20 protein-coding genes are annotated in these 23,143 nt (G+C 33.2%); 13 read left to right on the top strand and 7 right to left on the bottom strand.

Annotation, left to right across the window (positions count from 1 at the left end):
• The first annotated feature begins 542 nt into the window (after positions 1-542).
• Both ABW636_RS17265 and ABW636_RS17260 read left to right on the top strand, forming a co-directional pair.
• Complete coding sequence (locus ABW636_RS17265; RefSeq protein WP_367591318.1) at positions 543-1,160, top strand: hypothetical protein; 618 nt, start codon at positions 543-545, stop codon at positions 1,158-1,160.
• A 207-nt stretch (positions 1,161-1,367) separates the two neighbouring features.
• The gene (locus ABW636_RS17260; RefSeq protein WP_367591317.1) at positions 1,368-1,718 is read left to right on the top strand and encodes a hypothetical protein; all 351 of its coding nucleotides are present in this window, start codon (positions 1,368-1,370) and stop codon (positions 1,716-1,718) included.
• A 56-nt stretch (positions 1,719-1,774) separates the two neighbouring features.
• On the opposite strand, the gene ABW636_RS17255 is transcribed toward ABW636_RS17260, so the two are convergent.
• Entirely contained in the window at positions 1,775-3,052 is a 1,278-nt protein-coding gene (locus tag ABW636_RS17255; protein ID WP_367591316.1) for a metal-dependent hydrolase family protein, read from the bottom strand.
• A 219-nt stretch (positions 3,053-3,271) separates the two neighbouring features.
• Between ABW636_RS17255 and ABW636_RS17250 the strand changes: the two genes are divergently transcribed.
• The 9 genes from ABW636_RS17250 to ABW636_RS17210 all read left to right on the top strand — a co-directional run bounded on the left by ABW636_RS17250 (position 3,272) and on the right by ABW636_RS17210 (position 13,807).
• Positions 3,272-5,176 carry a glycoside hydrolase family 36 protein gene (locus ABW636_RS17250; RefSeq protein ID WP_367591315.1) on the top strand — a complete coding sequence of 635 codons (1,905 nt, stop codon included), beginning with the start codon at positions 3,272-3,274 and terminating at the stop codon, positions 5,174-5,176.
• A gap of 33 nt (positions 5,177-5,209) precedes the next feature.
• Positions 5,210-6,781: a sulfatase family protein gene (locus ABW636_RS17245; protein WP_367591314.1), complete on the top strand. Its 1,572-nt coding sequence runs from the start codon at positions 5,210-5,212 to the stop codon at positions 6,779-6,781.
• Between the two features lie 122 nt (positions 6,782-6,903).
• On the top strand, positions 6,904-7,464 hold the full coding sequence (locus ABW636_RS17240; RefSeq protein ID WP_367591313.1) for a toxin-antitoxin system YwqK family antitoxin: 561 nt from the start codon (positions 6,904-6,906) through the stop codon (positions 7,462-7,464).
• The gene (locus tag ABW636_RS17235; protein ID WP_367591312.1) at positions 7,465-8,157 is read left to right on the top strand and encodes a glycosyltransferase family 2 protein; all 693 of its coding nucleotides are present in this window, start codon (positions 7,465-7,467) and stop codon (positions 8,155-8,157) included. It begins immediately after the preceding gene.
• Positions 8,158-8,162: 5 nt separating this feature from the next.
• Entirely contained in the window at positions 8,163-9,635 is a 1,473-nt protein-coding gene (locus ABW636_RS17230) for a cellulose synthase family protein (protein WP_367591311.1), read from the top strand.
• Positions 9,635-11,050, top strand: a complete 1,416-nt coding sequence (locus ABW636_RS17225) for an MptA/MptB family glycosyltransferase (RefSeq protein WP_367591310.1) — start codon at positions 9,635-9,637, stop codon at positions 11,048-11,050. Before ABW636_RS17230 ends, ABW636_RS17225 begins: the two co-directional genes overlap by 1 nt.
• A 344-nt stretch (positions 11,051-11,394) precedes the next feature.
• Positions 11,395-11,613, top strand: a complete 219-nt coding sequence (locus ABW636_RS17220) for a hypothetical protein (protein ID WP_445012697.1) — start codon at positions 11,395-11,397, stop codon at positions 11,611-11,613.
• A gap of 534 nt (positions 11,614-12,147) precedes the next feature.
• Positions 12,148-12,813, top strand: a complete 666-nt coding sequence (locus ABW636_RS17215) for a hypothetical protein (protein ID WP_367591309.1) — start codon at positions 12,148-12,150, stop codon at positions 12,811-12,813.
• Positions 12,814-13,636: 823 nt separating this feature from the next.
• On the top strand, positions 13,637-13,807 hold the full coding sequence (locus ABW636_RS17210) for a hypothetical protein (protein WP_367591308.1): 171 nt from the start codon (positions 13,637-13,639) through the stop codon (positions 13,805-13,807).
• Positions 13,808-14,457: 650 nt separating this feature from the next.
• Here ABW636_RS17210 and ABW636_RS17205 read toward each other — a convergent pair.
• The 5 genes from ABW636_RS17205 to ABW636_RS17185 form a co-directional block, all read right to left on the bottom strand.
• Positions 14,458-14,565, bottom strand: a complete 108-nt coding sequence (locus ABW636_RS17205) for a transposase (RefSeq protein ID WP_367591390.1) — start codon at positions 14,563-14,565, stop codon at positions 14,458-14,460.
• Positions 14,566-14,769: 204 nt separating this feature from the next.
• Complete coding sequence (locus tag ABW636_RS17200) at positions 14,770-15,636, bottom strand: pseudouridine synthase (RefSeq protein WP_367591307.1); 867 nt, start codon at positions 15,634-15,636, stop codon at positions 14,770-14,772.
• A gap of 56 nt (positions 15,637-15,692) precedes the next feature.
• A complete protein-coding gene (locus ABW636_RS17195; RefSeq protein ID WP_367591306.1) occupies positions 15,693-18,944 on the bottom strand; it encodes a tetratricopeptide repeat protein in 3,252 nt (1,083 codons plus the stop codon).
• Between the two features lie 38 nt (positions 18,945-18,982).
• The gene (locus ABW636_RS17190) at positions 18,983-19,720 is read right to left on the bottom strand and encodes a tetratricopeptide repeat protein (protein WP_367591305.1); all 738 of its coding nucleotides are present in this window, start codon (positions 19,718-19,720) and stop codon (positions 18,983-18,985) included.
• Positions 19,720-20,328 (bottom strand): RNA polymerase sigma factor, encoded by a 609-nt coding sequence (locus ABW636_RS17185; protein WP_367591304.1) that lies wholly within the window; start codon positions 20,326-20,328, stop codon positions 19,720-19,722. Before ABW636_RS17185 ends, ABW636_RS17190 begins: the two co-directional genes overlap by 1 nt.
• Before the next feature lie 233 nt (positions 20,329-20,561).
• On the opposite strand from ABW636_RS17185, the gene ABW636_RS17180 reads away from it, so the two are divergent.
• Entirely contained in the window at positions 20,562-21,233 is a 672-nt protein-coding gene (locus ABW636_RS17180; protein ID WP_367591303.1) for a helix-turn-helix domain-containing protein, read from the top strand.
• Between the two features lie 21 nt (positions 21,234-21,254).
• Here ABW636_RS17180 and ABW636_RS17175 read toward each other — a convergent pair whose 3' ends face one another.
• Entirely contained in the window at positions 21,255-22,211 is a 957-nt protein-coding gene (locus ABW636_RS17175; protein WP_367591302.1) for a carbon-nitrogen hydrolase family protein, read from the bottom strand.
• A gap of 441 nt (positions 22,212-22,652) precedes the next feature.
• Here ABW636_RS17175 and ABW636_RS17170 point away from each other — a divergent pair, with 441 nt between their 5' ends.
• Positions 22,653-23,003, top strand: coding sequence for a hypothetical protein (locus ABW636_RS17170; RefSeq protein ID WP_367591301.1), 351 nt, complete (start codon positions 22,653-22,655; stop codon positions 23,001-23,003).
• Positions 23,004-23,143: the final 140 nt, after the last annotated feature.

Below are 23,143 nucleotides of genomic sequence, written 5' to 3'. Positions count from 1 at the left end.
TCAGACTCCAAAAGTTTACTCAAACTTTTGGAGTTTTTTTATTTGGTAGTAGGCACAACTTATTTGATATCACACCTTAGGATTTATTTTTTGGGGATGATAAATACCCTGTTGTTTGTCCTTTAAATGATAGGTTTTGAAATGATTCTAGATGTTATAGGGTTTCTAAGGTATACTATAGGTTTAAAGTCGAGGAACGCCCGTACTTAATTACCGCCAACATTTTCGACTTTAAAAACAACCAAAATCATAAAAAAATAAAACGAATAGTATGTTATGTTTAGAATAGTAGCTGTATGTTTCTTTTTAGAGGTACCCCTGGTACTTACTTTATGTTTCATATAGGTTACTATGTGTTTTAAAACTCTGTGATAAAAGTAGTACGAATAAAGACATTTTGCAGAATAGGTTAGGTCGAAGTAATGTCTCTGTAGACCAAATACCCAGGTTGTGTCGATTAACGGAAAATAAAACAGTAACATTTTAGCGGGGTATGACATCTACTTAGACCATTGTCTCATTATGAATTAAAAACACTTAGAATGAAAAATTGGATAATTTCAGAATCAGAAGTAACAAACACATATTTTATTGCAACAGAAAAGTCTATTTGGTTGTCTGATCAAAAGAAAAATGTAGATATCAATGAACTGATAGCAACCCAAAATTTAGGTAAAATAGAGAGCATTAGATATGAAGATGTAAAAGAAATTATTTTTATTGATTCAGAGTATATTATTGAATTTAATTATTTGGATGACAAAATTACTGATAAAGAGTTTCGTATGGATGAAAATATTTATATAGACATAAAATCGTATTTAAAAAATCACTTAAAAGAAACTGAATTGAAAAATTACCCTATTTTTAAACAAATAGCATCTCAGCTTACTGTTTTGGGAGTTTCCGTTTTTTTTGTTGGACTGATATACCATACCGCAACCGAATTAGAAAAAGGAGAATCGATAAGAATTTCGGGAAGAAGATCCTGGTTAAAAAAGATAATTGTTTCGATTGCAGAATTGCTAGGGTCGACTGGGGTTTTAATAGTGGGTATAATACTTATCTCGATCATGTCATACTTTATTATTAAAAAGATTAAAAACCCAAAAAAAGGAGAGTTATTAAAAATGACAAAATACTCAAAATTAGTATATTAATTATAGCTGGAAATAGTGGCATAACATGAAGCAAAGAGTTCTTGCTGCAACTAGAAAGGTAGCTGCGACTAGTGATGGTATGAGTGAGAAATAAAAAACAAACCAGTTTCATTTTTTGAAATTGGTTTGTTGTATTTTTGGATTAACAGTATGAATTTTTGTGGTACGTTAGTCATGAATTAGCTGCTCTAGCATAAAAAAATAATTATGGATAGTATAAAAGATTTCTTTTCTTATCTAAATGAATCTTTACCAGATGATATTAACTATAGAGAATTGTCAAATTTATGCTTAACATTATTTTGTACTATTAGTGTTTTACCTGAAAAATTTCAATCTTTAGCTTTGAACAAGGAAAATTTAGCAATTGTGTTTTCTATGATTGCAAAAGAAAAAGGAATTTCTTCTTATCCACCTATTGCTTCAATCTATGGAGCTTCATTTCAGAATAGTTATGATAAAGGGCATTGGTTAGAAGTTCAGACGAGTGTTCTTAAATTAGGCAATAAACCCGATATAAAAGGAGCTGAAAAATTATTCGAGAGTTCGGATTTGTAATCTCGTCTCGTCCTAAAAAAGCTTTTCATAATAAATTTACTACAAATAACAACCGATCACTCCTTATAAACAACCCCATCCTTCATCACAAAAACTACATTCTCCATAGTTTTTATATGTTGTGTAGGGTCTTCGCTTACAGCTACAATATCTGCCAGAAAGCCAGGAGCGATTTGTCCTAATTCATTTTGCATATTCAAAATTTTTGCATTGGTAATAGTAGCACTTTGTAGGGCAGCCATTGCTGGCATACCAGCTTCGACCATAAATCCAAATTCTTTTCCGTTTTGTCCATGCTTAAACACTCCGGCATCGGTGCCAAAGGCGATGCCTACCCCTCTTTGATATGCTTTTTTAAAGGTGTTTTGTATTTTGGGGCCAATCTCTAACGCTTTGGGAACAATCATTTCGGGATAATAATCTTTTACTTTAGCTTTTTCGGTAACTTCTTTGCCAGCAGTAATCGTAGGTACCAAATAGGCATCATGCTGTTTCATAAGGTCCATGGTTTTTTCGCTCATCAGTGTACCATGTTCTATGGTTTTTACACCTCCTATAATAGCGCGTTGCATTCCTTCATCACCATGCGCATGAGCCGCTACATGAAACCCATAGTCTTTGGCCGTTTCGCAAATGACTTTTATTTCTTCTATTGTGAACTGAGGGTTAGAACTGCTTTTGGCCATACTTAATACACCACCGGTAGCTGTAATCTTAATCATATCGGCTCCGTTTTTATAGCGTTGTCGTACTGCTTTTTTTGCATCTTCGATACTGTTTACAACACCTTCTTTGGGACCTGGATCACCTATCAATGCCTTTTTGTTGCCGTTGGTAGGATCAGCATGCCCTCCTGTGGTAGCCAGTGACTTGCCGGCAGTAAATATTCGAGGACCTGTAATACTACCTTTATTAATAGCTTTTTTTAAAGAGATATTTACTCCTGTACCACCCAGGTCTCGTACCGTTGTAAATCCGGCCAGTAGTGTTTTTTCTGCAAAACCTACAGAATTATAAGCCACATCGGCATCGTTATAGGTGTATTTTTGCAAATAAGCCCCAGGATTAGACTCACTTTCGATATGCACATGCATGTCGATCAACCCTGGTAATACTGTTTCGTTTTTTAGGTCGATGATACGATCTTCCTTTTTTCCGGGGGTATACCCATTTTCGATCTTTACAATCCTATTTTTGGATACTACAATAGTTTTTTCGGTCAATATTTTTCCTGCTTTGGTGTCTACTAGTTTTCCGCAATGTAAATAAGTGTCTTGAGCTGTACCTATTATACAGAAAAGTATAAGAAATAGTGTGGTGTATATATACTTCATAAAATGTTTGTGTTTGTATGGTTTCAATTTAAGGAATTACCGGTAAATCCTTACTTAATTAAGTTTTTTTTAGAATTTGATCTAAAATGACAGAGTGTTTAAATTGTATCTTGCGTATAGAAAATAAAAAATCCTGTCTTTTATTTTTGGTGAGTATTCCTATCTTAGTAAACTCATATTTGAAGAGCATATAATTTTATATAAATCATCACACAAATTATGACAAGGCTTACCCAACGATCTATACAAAAGGTTTCTTCTTTATGTAAAAAAAATCACCAACTCTTGGTATTGGTGGTTGCAATGCACATTATTGCGGGATGTAATACCATCATCATAGGTCAGGAATCCGCTCAAAAGTATACCATAAATTCCTTTCCGATCGAAGTAAACGGAGATCTTAATGGGTTTACTATGGCCTTTACTTCGACCAAAGTTAAAGAAGGAGTAGAGGTTGCTACCTTAAAACTAACTCGCGATAGTGCAGCACCGCCTCCAAAATTAGAGCTAAAATGGTCTTTACCTTCTAATGATATTTCTGGACACTGGACTACCAGAAGCGGTCTTAAGAAAAACATTCAACCAGATTGGTGGCCATCGCAGGTAACGTCGAGTATGGCAAGAAATGCTCCTGTCTTAACCTTATTTGGGAGTGCCCATCAAAATCGATTGACCGTAGCTGCATCTGATGCGTTAAATACCGTAAAACTAACAACTAGTATTCGTGAAGAAGATGGTTTTATCTACAACCAGGCCGTTTTATTTACATCGAAACATAAGGTGGTTACTAATTTTGAAATCGAACTTTATTTTGATACCAGAGACCAGCCTTTTTATAGTTCGTTAAAAGACGTGGCAGCGTGGTGGGCTTCGAAAGATGCCTATCAACCTGCCAAGGTTCCAGAACATGCATTGTTACCTATGTATTCTACCTGGTATAGCTACCACCAAAATGTAAATCCAACTGCTCTTTTAAAAGAATGTACGCAGGCCAAAAAAATGGGATTCGAGTCTATTATTGTAGATGATGGATGGCAGACCTTAGATAATAAAAGAGGATATGCGTACACAGGGGATTGGAAGCCAGAGCGAATTCCTGAAATGAAAAAATTTGTAGAAGGGGTACATGCCCTGGATATGAAATTCTTATTATGGTATGCATTACCCCTGGTAGGCGAAAAATCTGAAGCTTATAAGAAGTTAGAAGGTAAATTTTTACGCTATTGGGATGGACAAGGGGCGTATGAGTTGGATCCCAGGTATCCCGAATCCAGAAAGCACGTAATAGATATTTGTGTAAAAGCATTAGAAGAATGGAATCTGGATGGGTTTAAGCTAGATTTTATTGGGCGATGGGTAGCGCGCAAGCATACAGTGCTAGAGGCCAAAGATGGTAGAGATTATGCTTCTGTAAATGAGGCGGCAGATCGATTAATGACAGATCTTATAAAAAAACTGACCAGTATCAATCCTGATATAATGATCGAGTTTCGACAGCCGTATATAGGGCCATTAATGCGTAAATATGGTAATATATTTAGAGCAGGAGATTGTCCTAATTCGACATTAGAGAATAGAGTACGAACTACAGATTTACGTATGTTAAGCGGCACTACTGCAGTACATTCTGATATGATTATGTGGCATTATGAAGAACAGGTAGAGGTTGCAGCGTTTCAGTTACTTAATGTATTGTATGCTGTACCACAGATATCGGTACGATTAGAAGATATCCCAAATGATCATCTTAAGATGATGCAGTTTTACCTGGACTACTGGGCAAAAAATCAAAAAGTATTATTAGAAGGTGATTTTGAAGCACCCTATCCTTTACAGCATTATCCTATGCTAGTAGCAGGAAATAAGGATAAAAAAATAATCACCTTGTATTCTGATCAGTATATTTCGTTGGCAGAAAGTTTACCTTCTAGTATCGACATTATTAATGCAAAAAATAATTCGACTGTGATGCTCAATGCACAAAAGGATTTAGGAACATATATCTATACGATTTACAATTGTCTGGGAGTGGTACAAAGGACAGGAGAAATTGATCTGAAACAACAGGCGCATGCCATAGAGATACCCGTTTCAGGCTTGGTCAGTTTAGAAAGAAAAAAGTAATTAATCTTGACATTTTTATATAAAAAAGGACATATGAACTCTAATAGTAATTGCCTATTGCGATTCATTAGCATTTTATTGCTGATGCTAAGTATTGGATCCTGCGCTGAAAAAAAATCAGAAGAAAAGAAATCTTCAGACTCATTAGCAGAAAAAAAGGAGGAAGTCAAAAAAACTTCGCCAAATATATTATGGATTTATGTAGAGGATATTTCTCCAGATTTAGGAGCCTATGGCGATCCATTGGCTAATACTCCGCAGTTAGATGCAATGGCAAAACAAGGAGTACGATTTACCAATACGATTATGCCATCTCCTGTATGTTCTCCCAGTCGTTCTGCAATGATAACAGGAGTGATGTCTACCACGATTGGTACACATAATCATCATAGTTCGAGAACAGAAGCTTCTGCTATTCGTTTGCCAGATACGATCACCACAATTCCAGAATTGTTTAAAAAGGCAGGCTATTATACATTTAATAGTGGTAAAGACGATTACAATTTTTGGTATAACCGAAAAGACCTGTATAATGAGGCATATTATCAACATCCTTTATATGGTAAATCGGCAAAAAGAAACTATTGGAAGGAGGGAATCAAAAACAAACCCTTCTTTGGGCAAATACAATTGTCGGGGAGCAAGCATATCTTTAGTAAAACTTTTAAAGAAAAAGTAATTACCCCTATAGATCGTTCTAAGGTGACGATACCTCCTTATTATCCCGATGTTCCTTTGATAAGAGAAGAATGGGCACAATATCTGGAGACCTTAGAACTTACAGATATGGAAGTAAAAAAGATACTAGATCAATTAAAGGCAGACGGTCTGTTAGAGAATACTGTGGTTTTCTTTTTCTCTGATCATGGTATGCGTTCTCTAAGACATAAACAGTTTCTTTATGAAGGAGGAATAAAAGTTCCGTTTATTGTACAATGGGAGGGTAATCCTGATCTAATTAAGCCAGGTACGGTAAATGATAAACTAATTAGCGGCCTGGATATAGGGGCCACGTCTTTGGCGCTGGCGGGGATCAAAAAGCCCGATTATATGGAAGGAGAAAACCTGTTTGCTGCTGATCACAAAGCACGTCCCTATGTAATCTCTACCAGAGATCGATGCGATTTTACCATAGATAGAATTAGATCTGTGCGTACAGAAAGATTTAAATACATCAAAAACTTTTACCCTAACCGTTCGTATATGCAACCTAATTATAGAGACGAATGGGAGTCAACACAGCTATTACGTAAATTATATGCTGAAGGAAAGTTAAATGAATTACAGAGCCGTATTTTTAAAGATAATCGCCCAGAAGAAGAATTGTACGATCTTGTACTGGATCCAAATGAAATTAATAACCTTGCTACTAATGTCGAGTATCAAAATGAGTTAAAAAGACATAGAGAAATTCTAAACAATTGGATCAAAAAGACAGGTGATAAGGGACAATATCCAGAAGACAAAGAAAATCTGAAGTACATGCTGGGCATCTGGGATGAGCAAGCAGTTAATGAAGAATATACTGCAATACGAAAAGAATTTCCTGATCTTGCAGGTTCATTAAAAGACAAAAAATCTGCGAAGTTTGAGCTGGTTGAGTAATGCCGATTTTTAATGATTTATGCTTTTTGGTAAGAAGTTAATCTTTATTTAACCATTTTTTATGGCAGAATAGTGTTAGCTATAGAATTACGTTTCGTCTAAAGCCATCAATAAAGACTATTATGATACTAAAAAAAATATGTATTCTGATATTTTTGGTTTGTTTTTCAGGAAATCAATTGATTGCTCAAGATAAGTACCATCGAGAATATTATACTTCTGGTGCCTTGAAATCTAAAGGATGGAAAAAAGGAAAAGCTAAAGAAGGCTTTTGGTACTTTTATCATCCAAACGGAAAAACCGCTATGGAAGGGCATTTTGAGAATGGCAAGAAAGAAGGTTTTTGGTATCATTATGACAGTAGCGGAATTAAGAAAAAAGAAGGGCATTATAAAAACAATGATAAAAATGGATACTGGTATTATTATGCCAAAAATGGTAAGAAAGTAACCAAAGAAGGACATTTCGTAAAAGGGAAAGCCGAAAAATGGTGGATTATTTACGATATTGCGTCCGGAATAACTAGAAAACACCAATATCAAAACAATAAAAAAGAAGGGTATTGCCTTCTATATAGAAATAATAAACTTTTTAAAGCCGAACGATACATTAATGATCGAAAAACTGGAGAATGGACAGATGTATTTAGCTTTAAAAGAGATAACCCTAATGCTTCGCTGTAAATGTCTCTCATTATAAATGTTATTATCCCGGCCTATAATGAAGAAAGTTCGATAGGGCATGTGATTAAAGAAATTCCAAATACGGTTTCAGAGATTATTGTAGTTAGTAATAATTCTACAGATCAAACCGAAAATGTATCGAAAGAAGCGGGAGCTACAGTCCTTGTTGAGCAACAAAAAGGATATGGATATGCTTGTCTTAAAGGGATGGATTATATAGCATCCAAACAGCAAAAACCAGATATTGTAGTTTTTTTGGATGGGGATTATAGCGATTACCCAGCAGAGCTCACCAATATTATTGCCCCTATTATTACCAAAGATATCGATATGGTAATAGGAGCAAGAGTTAAGAAATTGAGAGAATCAGGATCCATGACCTTTCCTCAAATTTTCGGAAATTGGCTTGCAACCAGTCTTATGAAACTTTTTTTTAATGCAAAATTTACCGATCTTGGACCTTTTAGAGCTATTAAATATGATAAGCTCTTATCACTCGAGATGGTAGATAAAACCTACGGTTGGACCGTAGAAATGCAGTTAAAAGTGTTAAAGAAACGTTATACCTATGTCGAAGTGCCCGTGCACTATAAAAAGAGAATAGGTGTCTCAAAAGTTTCAGGAACCATAAAAGGTGCTATATTTGCAGGCGTTAAGATATTAAGTTGGATTTTTAAATATAGCTTTGCGTAAGAATAATGGATATAGTTATCATCATAACCTATACACTAGCCCTACTAATTATATTTTTGTATAGTTTGGCGCAACTAAACCTTCTGTTTAATTACCTGAAGTCACGTAAACAAAAGGATAGCTCACCTACTTTCGATTTTTCTAAGAAAGAGGAGATTCCTCATGTTACCGTACAATTACCGGTATATAATGAGTTGTATGTAATGGATCGTTTGTTAGATAATATTGCAGAACTCGAATATCCAGAGGGTAAATTAGAAATACAAGTCTTAGACGATTCGACAGATGAATCTGTAGTGACTACGGAAGCTCATATAAAGAAATTACAGGAAGCAGGACTTGATATAAAACACATTCGTAGAGAAGATAGATCAGGGTTTAAAGCTGGTGCATTAAAAGAAGGACTTAAAATTGCCAAAGGAGAATTTATAGCAATTTTTGATGCCGATTTCTTGCCAGGTAAAAACTGGTTGTTACAGACCATCCCTTATTTTAAAGATGATAATATAGGAGTTGTACAAACCCGATGGGGACATATTAACAGGGATTATTCGATGCTTACCAAAATACAAGCATTTGCTTTAGATTTTCATTTTACTATGGAGCAGGTGGGCCGTAATTACAAAGATCATTTTATTAACTTTAATGGTACTGCAGGAGTTTGGAGAAAAACATGTATCGAGGATGCAGGAAATTGGCAGGGAGATACGCTTACAGAAGATCTGGATTTGAGTTATAGAGCACAGCTTAAAAAATGGAAATTTAAATACCTCGAAGAGGTAGAGACTCCAGCAGAGTTGCCTGTGGTAATTAGCGCGGCAAGATCACAACAGTTTAGATGGAATAAAGGTGCAGCAGAGAATTTTCAGAAACTGTACTGGAAAATGCTTAGAGATAAAACGGTTTCATTTAAAACCAAGTTTCATAGCTTTTTCCATTTATTAAATAGTAGTATGTTTTTATTAGTGTTGTTGGTAGCAGTGTTGAGCGTACCAGTAATGTATATTAAAAACAGCAATCCTCTATTTAGTTGGTATTTTAATGTCATTGCATTTTTTGCCATGAGTACCGTTATATTTTTCTTTTGCTACTGGCATACTTTTAAAAATATTCATGGAAAAGGGTTCTGGAATTTTATGGAGTACGTAAAAATGTTCTTTACCTTTTTCTCGATAGCAATGGGATTCTCTGTACATAATTCTATGGCTGTTTTAGAAGGGCATTTTGGAAAGAAAAGTGAATTTGTGCGTACGCCAAAGTTTAATATCAATACCTTAAAGGATTCTTGGAAAGGGAATAAATATGTAAATAAAAATATCTCTGGTAATACTATTATAGAAGCAATGCTAATGGGATATTTTGGTTTTGCTTTATACAGTGCATTCAAACTACAGGATTTTGGACTTTTCTTGTTCCATATTATGTTATTTCTTGGATTCGGTTTTGTGTTCTTTAAATCGGTAACCTCAAAACTATAATGCTAGGTAATGTATGGAAATACCATAAGTTTTCTGTACTCCTTATTCTTATTACTTTTTTATTTTACTGGAGCTTTGCATACACGCTGGAGCGGGTTGATTTTATTAAAATGATCAGTCTTTGGACTGGGCTATTTTTTGTTTCGTATAAGTTAATTCAGCTAAATCCAAATAATTGGAAGTTTTTGGCGGTGATGGCATTGCTGTTTAGAATAGTTTTTCTGATTGCAATCCCAAATTTGTCACAAGATTTTTACCGATTTATCTGGGATGGTCGAATGATATTAGAAGGATTTAACCCCTACTTGTCATTACCAGAAGTTTGGGTGGCAGAAGGAAATGCTCCTATCGCTCAGGCACAAGAGTTGTACCAGGGCATGGGAGAACTTAATGGCCATCATTATACGAACTATCCACCTGTAAGTCAATTGTGTTATTTTATCGCTGCATTGGTTGCTAGTAAAAGTATTCTTGGTTCGGCAATGGTGTTTAGAATCCTTATTATTTTGGCAGATGTGGGGATTTTTTACTTCGGAAGAAAATTGTTGCAATCTCTAAAAATACCAGAAAATAGGATTTTTTGGTACATTCTTAATCCCTTTGTTATTATTGAGTTTTCCGGAAACCTTCATTTTGAAGCGGTTATGGTGTTTTTTCTTATCTGGTCGTTGTATCTTTTGCAAAAGGGATATTGGTATTGGGCTGCGGTAGTGTTGGCATTATCGGTTTCAGTAAAGTTAATTCCCTTACTATTCTTACCCTTATTTTTTAGGAAATTTGTTTTTAGAGAACCAGAAAATTGTAATGTATTTAGTTGGATAGGGACATTACCCAAATTAATAGGTTTTTATAGTATTGTTCTTGGGGTAGTTTTACTCACCTTTGCGCCTTTTCTCTCTGAGCAGTTTTTATACAATTATAAAAGAACCATCTCATTATGGTTTCAGAATTTCGAGTTTAATGCCAGTATTTATTTTATAGTACGTTGGATTGGGTACAAAGTAGTGGGTTGGAATGTAATCGAAACTGCTGGTAAAATATTGCCATTGGTGACTGTTACAATTATTCTAGGTCTAACTTTTTTTAGAAAAAATAGAACAATACCCCAACTTATTACCGGAATGCTTTTAGGAATATGTACCTACTATTTTTTATCAACAACGATACATCCTTGGTACATTGCAGTACCATTGTCTCTCTGCATATTTACCAGGTATAAGTTTCCTATCGCCTGGTCTTTTGTTATTATTTTTAGCTATACCGCTTATATAGATCCTAATTTTAAAGAAAACCTATGGATGGTTGGGTTAGAATATCTTGTAGTTTTTGCTGTTTTTGGTTGGGAAATATATTGCAATGGGTATGATAAAGAATTACCTTTTGCAAAGGAATCTTATCAAAGAATAAACGATTAAATAAAGATTCGGAGAGCACGTTTGTATATACATTGTAATGATTTTACCCCCCCCCTCTCTCTCCCAGAGATTATTCTATAACGTGATAATAGACATCGGTTGTAGAATTATAGCCGACCCTTAAAATCCGTTTTAGTGTTGTATTATCTATGCTTTAAAGAATTTTTAGGTATGATAAAAGACAATGTTTTATTCAATTGAGTTGTACAACCTTTTCAAATGCGTTTACAAAATAAATCTACTGATCAGCTAAGTTTCTTAGTGCGTACTTTAAAAGCCAGTATTAGTACAAGAAAAACAGTAAAAACAAGATTTACAGTTTACACGAACCCGAAGTCTATTGTATGGGCAAGGGTAAAGCGCATAAGAAATATGAATATGGTTGTAAGGCTTCTGCGGTATTGACTCAAAAGACTGGTATTGTTGTAGGAGCTACGAACTTCAAAGAAAACCGGTATGATGGGCATACCTTAGCTGAGGTTTTAAAGCAAACCATTAAACTTACTGTAAAACTCATAAGACCGCAACGGTTGACAGGGGGTATAAAGGAAAACAAATGGTAGGAACTACCAAAATTAATGTTCCTAAACCTCCGCTAAAACAAGATAACAATTATCAAAAATCAAAAAAAGAAAACACCACAGAAGAAGAGTAGTTATTGAACCCATTATTGGACATCTCAAAACAGATTATAGGGTTTATAAATTTTCTTAAAGGACAAATTAGCGACAGTATCAACCTTATGATGGCGGCACAGGATTTAATTACGAAAAATTGATGGTAAAACTCAAAAAGCAAGCTCTTTGGTTCAAATTCACAAATATTTGGATCAAAACACCTACATAAATGTTCCCAAAATCTTAATACTGCTTATTAAAAATACTTGATAACAGTAGCAAGAATGTGTTTTTAAAGTATATTTAGCCAATTTTTATGGTTTTCACAAAACCATTCATACAGTTTAATGAACCATTCGTACAGTCCAGTAAACCGTTCATACAATTTAAAAGTTTTTTTTTTTTACTTAAGAAAGGGCGTGTGTTTTTATGTTAAATTTGATGTAAGCTATTAAAAATTAAAACATTATGAAAAACAAAATGAAAACAAAAGTTTACTTTCTTGGAATAATATTCTCTATTATTTCTTTAAGTTCTTGCGAAAAAGAAGAAGACTTTATTTCTTCCGAACAAACTTCAGAAGAAAATATTAATGATGAAATCACCACACTCCAAAATGATCTTGTCACTTTTTCTAAATCTACTTATGGAGGAATCTACAATACCTATGCAGATGCGTTAACAGCAGTTAGAAGGGCAAAATCTAAATGGGGGTTTGGGGTGTCTGCTTTGATAATTTTTGGAAACCAAACAACACATGAATTGGATTTAGTGAGTACTGGTGCATCTTGGGGAAACTGGAATGTAAAACCTAATGCTAAATTACCTCCAAAAAAATACACTATAGCATTTGGAGTAAAAACCAGTGGTGCAGCAACCGGTTTTGAAGGACATTTTAGTTATCAAAATTCGGACGCTCAACTTATAGGTGATTTCGCTTATGACTCTCCTTTTAGTGGATCAAACCGTATAGGTTTAAATCTTGATTACGTTCGAAATCCGCCCTCACCTATTAAATGGACATCAAGTAATGTAATAGAAAATAGAGAATTTGGAGAGGATGGACATTTATATTTGGCAAGGTCTATTTTTAAAGAAAATACATCTAGCCCATTGATTTATACCACTCTTACGGAAAATTTTTAAAATAAAAACTTAGGCCGTTATCTTCGTTTGTACTTTAAGTTTGGTGTAAAAGAGCACTTTTACACCAAACTTAAAGTACAATTATTTGATCATTTAGCACAACTATCCGAAAGTTGGATTAAAAAAGTAACCTTAGAATTCTGCAGGGCAATTTCATTTAAAAAATAACCGTTCAGATCATTTTTTAAATGAAATCGTACTGATTCTTACCGAATTACTTGCCGCTATAACTCGTTGTAAAGACAATAGCTAAGAAAAAACATGCTTTTTCAAATTTTGTGGAAAAAAATGAGTCAATTATAAAAATTGCGTGTATATGAAATCCTAATCCTCTAAGTGAGGCATTGGTGGTGCCAATACTATCATCTTTTCGTATACGATTCTTATGATTATATAAATTAATCTCATGGCTATCCTGACTACATGATATAGATCGATTACCAACAGCATTAACACAGTTTATAGAAACGGTAAAATCATTTAAGAATTGGTATAAGAAACCTCATCAACGGTTATAAAACTCTCTTCTAGTTTGATGCTATTTTCTATTTTATGAAGATTTTCAAATCTTAGATTACGTTCTAATCTATCCAATTGTATTTTTATATTCCTTTGACAGAATGGATATTACTATCGATAAGTTTTAGGTCGAACACACTATTACTAAAAATTATCCATTTATACATTAAAATATACCATTCATACAATGAAGAGATCCGTTTATACAAAACTAATTTTATTCTAAAGATTATTATGTAATTTTATTAATGACTTGAAATTGAATCAATTAAATGTTTTTTATTAAATCTTAAAACCTAATATTATGAACCAGAAAAAATTCAATGTAACAGAATTAGAAGAACGTTTAGAGTTTTGTTCTTGTCCTGATGGGTACAAAGCTCAAGCTAATCCAGCTTTTTTTCATGATGGACAACCAATAGCTTGTGTTAAATCTCCTTGGGTTGGGCATGTGGATATAATACCATGCCAATAACTTTAATACAATAGTACTTTTATATTATGCTTTACTTAAAACAAAGAAAGCTTTTTAATAAATGTTTTGTATAAACTTTATGATTTAAGTAGCCTACTTTAGGTTTGTATTTTAAAGTAGGCTACATTTTCTCTATTATTTATTCACAATGAAAGCTTTTTAATAAATAAAAACCTCCACATGGAGGAGTATGCTTCTAAAGCCTATCATTATCTAGTAGAGTACCAATTTTAGAGCATCAAGTGGTAATTGATGTGTCCTTACCAATTAGTTAATAGTATAAAAAATATTCTAATATTTCTATTAATGAACTGCATCAAAAATATAGTAAAAGAACCATTAGTGTCGGATAAAAATTATAATTGAGCATATTTTATTTTTGATGCCTTATATTTACTGACAGTTTTTTGAATATTTCGATAGTATAATGTCTATGTAAATAGATTAAGTTGTATTTCTGGAGGTTTAGTTATCAATTTATTACAACTTTTGTTAGAGTCGTTAAGGAATTTATAAATATCTATTCTATATAGTTCATAAGATGCAATCGAATCATGGATACCATATTAGAAAACGCCCATTTTCTATTTATTTTTTTCTGGACAACTAGCATTAATAATTGAATGATCAGCCCATACCATATCTGAATTTCAATAGCGTTTTGACTTTTTCCAAGACACTATTTTGATGTGAATTTTTTGCTTAAACCTCTTGAACATTGTTTCTATTTGCCACCTGCGCTTATAAATATCACATATTTTACTTGGGCTAATAAAGAAGTATCAGAATGGAAAAAAGATAGGCTAGGAACAAATACTTTGTTTAGTGATTTCCAACGTATTTTTACTACAACAATCTGCGTCAAAGGATTGTGTTGTTTTAAAATAGTCAGTGATTCCTGAGAATAAACTCATTCTTTGAAATTTTTAGCAGTTTTAAATAAGCTTTTTATTATAGCTTAATCACATCATCTTCAAATTAATCACTTCTTGCTCGGTAAGGATTCTCCAATGTCCTCTGGGTAGATCTTTTTTGGTCAATCCGGCAAAGATGACTCGATCTAATTTTACAACACTATAATTAAGGTGTTCAAAAAGTTTATGAATGATACCGTTTTTAGCAGACTGTAATTGGATTCCTATCTCGTTTTTTGGAGAACCATCGATGTAAGAAATTTCATCAATATTGATAAACCCTTCTTCTAATTTGATTCCTTTTTCAATTTTTTGAAGATCTTCAAATTTTAGATTACGCTCTAATTCTACATGAAATATCTTACGAACTTCACTTTTATGATGGGTTAATTTTTTTTCTAAATCTACATCATTGGTAAATAATAGCAACCCCGTTGTGTTACGCTCTAGTCTGCCCACAGGTTTTAGAACAGATTTAGAAGCATTAGACACCAAGTCCATCACAGTCCTTGTCTTTTCTGGACTCGTACTGGTAACAAATCCTTTTGGCTTGTTAAGAAGAACATATTCTTTTTTATGCGGAGTGATCAATCTACCGTCAAACTTCACCTCGTCTGTTAGTTTTACTTTATATCCCATTTCGGTAACAGGTTTACCATTTACCCAAACACTACCGGTTTGAATATAAAGATCAGCTTCTCTTCTAGAACAAACGCCAGAATTTGCTACAAATTTGTTGAGTCTGATCTCATCAGACTCAGTTATTTTTTTGGGAGAGTTAGTTGTCTTTTTTGTTGATGATTTACCTTTTGTATAGGGTTTGTTTCCAGAATTAAACCCTCCTCTTGCATTCGACTTGCTTTTACCTTGTCTTTCGTTACTTTTTCCTCCTCTAGAATTATCTCCGCGGCTCATATCTTAAATTTTGTGCAAAGATAGTTGATTACGACATAGGTACAACATTTATTGTTTTATAGAGGACTCTTTCTTTTCTTATAGAACAAAAACGATATAAATGCGATCAAAAAGGCTCCGAATATCCAGTAATAAATAGTATAAGGATTACCTATGTTGATTGGATTGGTATCTCCCAAAACATAAAAACTGCCCCAATAAAAGGGGTGTGTGTAAAACGCTTCTGTAGTAGTAAGAAACTGCAATTTTGCTTGTTGTAGCGCTTCTGCCTTATTCATACCGTCTTTTAGGTTGGCATAAAAGTATTGCATGAGTTGGGGTGTTGTTTTATCTGATACCTCCCAATTGCTTAATAATAAACTTTTGGTCCCCGCATACTGAAAAGCAGTTCCTAAACTTAATACCCCTTCTCCGTTAGCGATTTTACCCGTACCCGTATTACAGGCGCTTAGTACAGTAAGCTCTGCTGGGATATCCAGCGCAAAAAGCTCATGGCTATACAATAGATTGTCTTCTAAGGTGTCCTTGCTTTTTGTAAAATAGAGCTTTGAGTTTTGTGGATTTTTATGATCTACCTCTCCGTGTAATGCCAAATGTAGGATGCTATAGTTATTGGCATGTTTTTTAAAATTGTGCTCGATAGCCTCAGACCCATAATAGTATTGTCCATCTATAATTTCTGAAATGGCTTTGATTTCTTGTCGTGTACCAGGTAGATCATTACCGGCATCACGTAGAGCAGCTAGACTTATAGTGGTGTTGGTATTAAGGTTAGTAGAGTCTGAAAAAGAAAAAGCAAGACACTCCCTACGTATTTCAGATGAATTCGAAATGTTTTTTGGTGATTTAAACAAAAGGTTAGCAGAATTGGCATACGAGATCGCATAGTCTCTTAGTAGATACGATAAATTTCTACTGTTTTTTTCTGCTTCTTGCTTTGTAAGTAATAAGTCAAAATTAAGGTGCCATAAAACACCATCGGGGATAATGATTAGATTATTACCTTGTATGTTGCTTTTAATAGGTGTAAGAAGCTCTTTATATAAGGTGTGTCCAATTTTTTTATAATTAGTAGCGTTTTCTGAAGTAATCGCTTCTCTAAATTGTTCTATATTCTCCTCTAATTTTGGTGTTGCTAATTCTTTGACCCTAATATCATTTTTAGAGATCGTAAAGGCATAGGTAGTACTGTCTGCTACAAAAAATTCTAAAACAGTTGTTTTATTATCTAATCGCTCCTGAATTTCTGAAACAGAAACTACCTCGTTTTTATATTTAAGTTGGTAGTATTTGGGGTAGTTTTGTTCGACTATTTTAGTCAATGAATCTTGTCTTCTGTTAACAGCAAAAAGATCACTTTCCAATTCCCTTATTTTTTCGGGATCTATAGAATCTTTAGATTGTTCTTTTACAATTTGAGATTGATAAAAGGCACGATTAGATTTTAATGTTTTTTCTAGTTTTATTAACCCTTTTGGCAATCTCGAAAAACTTTTAGCATTAGAATCAGCGAGTAGTTCTTTTAAGGTATTAGCTTTGCTTTTTTCTGTATAATAAAACGCCTTTTTAATGGTTTCAGAATTATTAATTTCTTTGAACAGGAGTAATTGAGTTGATATTGCATTTGTATAAATTTCTTTAACCTTTGTAGCCAACGCTATTTTATCTTGGTAGTTTTGTGCCGTTTTTCTAATACTATTGGCTAAAAGATCTACGTTTTCATAAATGACCGTACTTTGTTTAAGACTTTCTACGTTATTTTTTTGCAGATATAGCTGTTGAAGTGTTTTAGCTTTTCCTTTAAAGGTGCTCAATAACTCTATATGATTATAAAAATTATCTGGGTTAAACGATTTTTTTTGAAGTTCTTGGTTTTTAATATTGGCCTGTAGCGCTTTATTATAGTAGCTTATAGCTTTTACGTATTCTTCTTGTTTGTAAAATAAATCAGCAATAAGAATATATGCCTTGGTTGTGGTTGGACTATTTATACCATGATTTTGTTGTGTAGAATTTAAACTTTTTTGGTAATAAGATAGAGCGCTATTGTAATATTTTTTATTTACTAATACCTCACCTATACTTAGGTGCAGTTTAGTAATAAAAGGGTTGTTTTTGCTGTAAATACGATTACTGATAGCTAAAGATTTTTTATAATACTCTAGAGCATTTGTATATTCTTTTTTATGCGAGTAAGCATTTCCTAAATTCGCATACAAACTCGCAGTCATATCATGATTTTCTCCAAAAAATGCAAGACTAATTTCTAATGCTTTATTGTAATATTCTATTGCTATATTATTGTTTTTTTTCATACTATAGGTAACTCCAATATTTATATAATTACCCGCTGTAGAAGGATGATTTTTTCCGTAAAGAGCTATATTTATTTCTTCACTTTTTTTGTGATAGGATAGTGCTTTATCAAATTCTCCTTTTTTTTCTAAAAAAGTTCCTATGGTAGTGTATACGTGGCTTTGAGTGCCTAAATTTTTGTGTTCTTTGAAAATGGATAGCGCTTTTTCTGCATAATATAAAGCTTTGTCTATATCGTTACAATATGAATAAATAACACCAATGCTTGCGTAACTATACCCTGCATAAAGGTGTTTGTCTCCAAGATTTTGAAGAATGATTGCTAAGTCTTTTTTAAGGTATTCTAAAGCTAACTCAAAATTTCCCAAAACCTTATAAGCGATACCAATATGATTATAGTTTTTTCCTGTTTTTAGATTATTTGGCCCGAAAGATTTTAAGTTGATTGCGAGTGCTTTTTTAAAATGGTCAAGAGATTTTTTGTGTTGAGCGGTTTTAGTATAAATAATTCCTAGGTAATCATGTACTTGTGCAATATCTGTGTGATCATTTTGAAATATTTCCTTCCTTATTCTTAACGTTTTTAAACCGATTTCTAATGCCTTACCAAAATCTGGTTTACGCATATAGTATTCTATCAAATTAATATAAGCATTTGCAACTTCTTTATTATTTTTTTCAAGGTGTGAATTGCATATTTTTAAAGCTTTATCAGAATAATATTTTGTATTATCTATAGCTTGATTATGCCAGTGATTTTCAGAAATCTTATTATAACAACTCGCCACTCGTTCCCAGGCTTTAGCCTTTTCATAAACAGGCAATGCCTTGGCGAAAAGTTTAATAGATTCCTCATGTTTTTTATCGGTAAGCAATGAATCTGCCTTTTGATAGTATTGATAGGCAATTAGAGTGTCTTTGGTTACTTGTGCAGAAACACTAGGAGTTAAAAATAATAAGCTTATCCCAAGAAATACTATTTTTTTGATCATGATAAGATGGTGTTGTTATGTGTGGTAAGAGTAATGAATTACTCTTTTAGTTGTATGGCTGGATTATGTCGATTGGGTAATTGTAAAAACTCTTTTGCTTTCTGTTTTTTACCCATTTCCAGATAGATTAATCCTTGGTACCAACGTGCTACTTTTGCTTTTCGCTGGGTGTGGTGCTGGGTAAGGGTATCTAATGTTTGTAATGCTTTTTCTATAGCTCCTTTTTTGTAATAAGATAATCCTTTTATGAGTAAGGCATCTTCATAATAGGGTATGGTTGTATTAAAACGAGCTAAAGTATTGATGGCGTATTGGTATTGCTCGTTTTCATAACTATCTACTGCCGTTAAGAGAATAGATTTTAAAGAATCGTGTTTTGTATTTCTAAGAGACTTGTAATCTAAACCTACTTTTTTGTGCCAGGCTTCGGTAAGCGCTACCTCAATATTTTGTTGGGATTTGGTATTTAATTGCCATCCAAAAAAGAGTAAAGCGATAGTAGCTGCAATGCCTCCTATCCATTTCCAGGAGAGTTTATTACTTTTTGCTTTTTGGTTTGCATTTAATTGAGTTTTCCACTGTTCGATTCGGGCCTTATCTGCATTTGTCTGATAGGCTTCTTCTACAATATCAATGCTATCCTTATATAGGGTTACTTTTTTGGCAAATTCCGGATCATCTTCTATTCTTTTTTCAAAGACAAGCAATTCATCTTCAGAAAGGTCGAAGTCGAAATACCGAATAATAAACGTTATGTCTTTTTCTTGATCTGCCATTATAAATCTAATGTACGTTTTTTTATTTTTTCTAAAACTTCATACACTTTTTTGATGAGTCTTTTTTTACAATTGTATTTTGCCTGTACCAATGCCTGATACGTATCATATCCCAAGGTTTCTTGTAGTTCTTTCAAAGGGGTGTTGATGTCTAATTCATTTTCAATCAATGCTTTGCATTTATAAGATAATGTTTCTAGAGCAATGGCTAATGCCTTATGCCTGTCGAATTCTTCTCCTACATAAGCTTTATCTTCTTTGACAAGAGAGGATTCTTCTGCGGTTTCTTTCTGTTTTTCAATAGTATCTTCACTATAGCTTACCGAACTCCAAGGGTTTCTTTTTTGCATTAGCCAAGCATTTTTGCACATCATAAATATATATCCTATACTATTATGAGGCAATTGCTCCTGATTAATAACAAAACGTTCCCAAAATTTTTGCATCGAAATGATAAAAACTTCTTTAGCGTCTTCTTCAGATTTGGTGATCGTACATAAACCAGTTCTTATTTTTTGAAAGGCACTATCAAAGAAATTGTTAAAAGGTTGTTCATCTCCCTTTTTTGCACAATCAATAATATATTTTACATCTGTACTATTCACCATTCAAAAGTAGAAAAAAAGTTCGTTTAGCAATGTATGTATGTACACCTTTTTTGATAGGTTTCATGCAGGCTTATAGCTGTTGTATCCAGTTCTAGGTTTTTTCTTACACATGACAGATTCAATATATTTTCTCTAAAAGGTTGTTATGTTTTTTGAAACGGTCATTATCTATACAAACACCCCTTCCGTTGAAAGTAGAATAGTTTTATGAACAACCTAATTTTTGAAAAATTATGAAAAAATACACATTGTTTTTTATGTCATTGGTTGCCGATTTGACAATGGCAGCTAATAATTTGTCTTCTATTTCAAGTGAAATGGAAGACTCGCAGTCAAAATTAAATGCTTTTGCTTATAAAGGTATAAGTAAGGTAATTATTTCTCTTACTGTAATAGTGATTAGTCTTGGGGTAGTTATACTTATGCGTGTACCTTATTATTTATACATATTGATTTTGTTATTTTCGTTTTGTATTTATTGGATAGGTTTTGTTGGGATACATAAGAATGTAAATGTCACAGATGCCTCTGGTAATAAAATATCTAAAGAACAGCCTTCAGAAAAATCAGGTAATACAACTTTTGTTAGAATTAATAATCACATCATTTCTGAAAAAAAATATTTACATGCAGCTATAAGTTTAAAAAGCGTTGCAGACGAATTTAACATTTCGAAAGGGTATCTTTCTCAACTAATTAATATACATGCTAAAAAAAACTTTAATGATTACATAAATGAGTTAAGGGTAAAAGAAGCTAAAAGAATGTTATTAGATGATTCTTATAGCAATTATACGATAGAATTTATAGGCCTAGAATGTGGGTTTAGGTCCAAATCAAATTTCTATACTGCTTTTAAAAAGTTTTCGGGACAGACTCCCAATCAATTTAAAAAAGTTAAATAGTTTTAGAAATCGAAAAGGTCATTATTCATTCCTAAGTTTAATAGTGCTTTGACGTTCTCTATTTATATGTAATTGAGTTACATCGGGTCTTGAATAATGTCCTACAGGGTCAAAGTTTTGACTTTCTTGCAGAACCCTGTTGTAATCCAGAGTTTCTATGAGCAGTCCTTCTTTATTCAGCACAGGAGGAAGTATCCATTCACCATCGGGTCCTGCAATACAGGAACCTCCATTACCTAAAACATCGGGAGCAGTTTTTAAAATTTCATTTAAATGGGGAGTGGTAGAAGGAAAATCATGTTTTGTCATCAAACTAGAAACAGAAATTACATACGAGCGAGATTCTCTTGCGATAAACCGGGTGATATCTTTGGTGTTATAGTCACTGCCGGGCCATACGGCTATATGCAAGTTTTCTCCTTGGCCATATAATGCCGCTCTGGGCAAAGGCATCCAGTTTTCCCAGCAGTTGAGTCCGCCAACGGTAAATGCCTTAAGAGGATGTACAATAAGACCATTGCCATCTCCCGGTGCCCAGGTAAGTCGTTCTTCGTAAGTAGGTTGTAGTTTGCGATGCACAGATTTGATTTCTCCCTTTTGATCGATATATACTAATGAAGCATAGATACTATGTCCACCACGATCTTTAGGGCGTTCGAGTATACCGATATAAATTGCAATATTGTTTTTCTCGGCGAGATCACATAATGTATCTAAATCTCCGTTTTCAATAACAATTGCATTTTGTGCATAATGTGCATGAATCTCTTTTTGAACTGTACTATCAAACCTAGCACCATCAGTAAGTGTTACCCAAAAAGGGTATCCTGGTAACAAAGTTTCTCCAAATACAACGAGCTCTGCTTTTTTAGTAGCAGCTTCGGTTATATAATGTGCTACTTTTTTTAAAGTGGCCGCTTTGTCTGACCATACCGGTGAAATCTGTGCCAATGCAACAGTGAGCATTTGATCTTTCATAAAAATTTACTATTAACAATTGTTTGTTTCTGTTTTTTGAGTTTAGGCTCTATATAATCCTAAATAATTGTTGAAAAAATGACTGCTTAAAAAACTGATTTACAAAATATTAGTATTGTGGGAAAACCATAATTTAACCTTTAGGTAACATTAAGGTGTCATCAAAAAGTTAGAAATCAATAGCTATTGGATGTAAATATTGTGAATATCGTATTCGATAATTAAATCTGTATATATTCTCTAAAAGTAAACATATAAAAAGTATTTATTCTTCAACGTTTAGGTTACGTTAAAAAACCTCTTTCTTAACTTAAAGGTAATCATAGCTATACATTCTAATAAAGAAAAAAGAAAAAAAAGAATGTGGTTCGATACTACATTTGTCATGTAAAAATTAAAGAAATAAAATTTAAAACAACAACATCTTTAAAGTACAAACAAATGAAAAAGTTAACAGTATTAGTAGTAGTATTCGTATTAGGAGCAACACAACTTTTTGCCCTAGGAGAAAGCCCAATTAATGCAGAGGGAGAATTAAGAGATCATATTGCTGTTCTTTTAAAGAATCCTGAAATCAAATTTGAAACTGAAGAGCTTAAAGCTAATATCGAGTTTACATTGAACAAACAAGGAGAGATCGTTGTATTATCGGTAAATGCTGAAGATGAGTATATCAAACAATATGTAAAGTCAAGATTAAACTACCAAAGAGTAGAAACAGGAGTATCTGCTGTAGGAACTAAAATATTTAGAATTTCTTTAAAAATCCTTAACGGACAAGAAAGAAAATAAGTATTAGCCAATATAACGTAAGAGGCTGTCTAAAAAGGCAGTCTTTTTTTTGTAGATTTTTGAGTTATTTTTTAACTTTAAGAATGAGTAGAAAAGTAGTTTTTAAGACCTATGATCAAGATCAGTTAAGTTTATTACCT

This window comes from Aquimarina discodermiae (genome assembly GCF_040786235.1).
In the GTDB taxonomy this organism is placed as follows: Bacteria; Bacteroidota; Bacteroidia; order Flavobacteriales; family Flavobacteriaceae; genus Aquimarina.
Note: the sequence above shows the minus strand (reverse complement) of the source record. Positions and strands in the feature narration are given on the sequence as shown.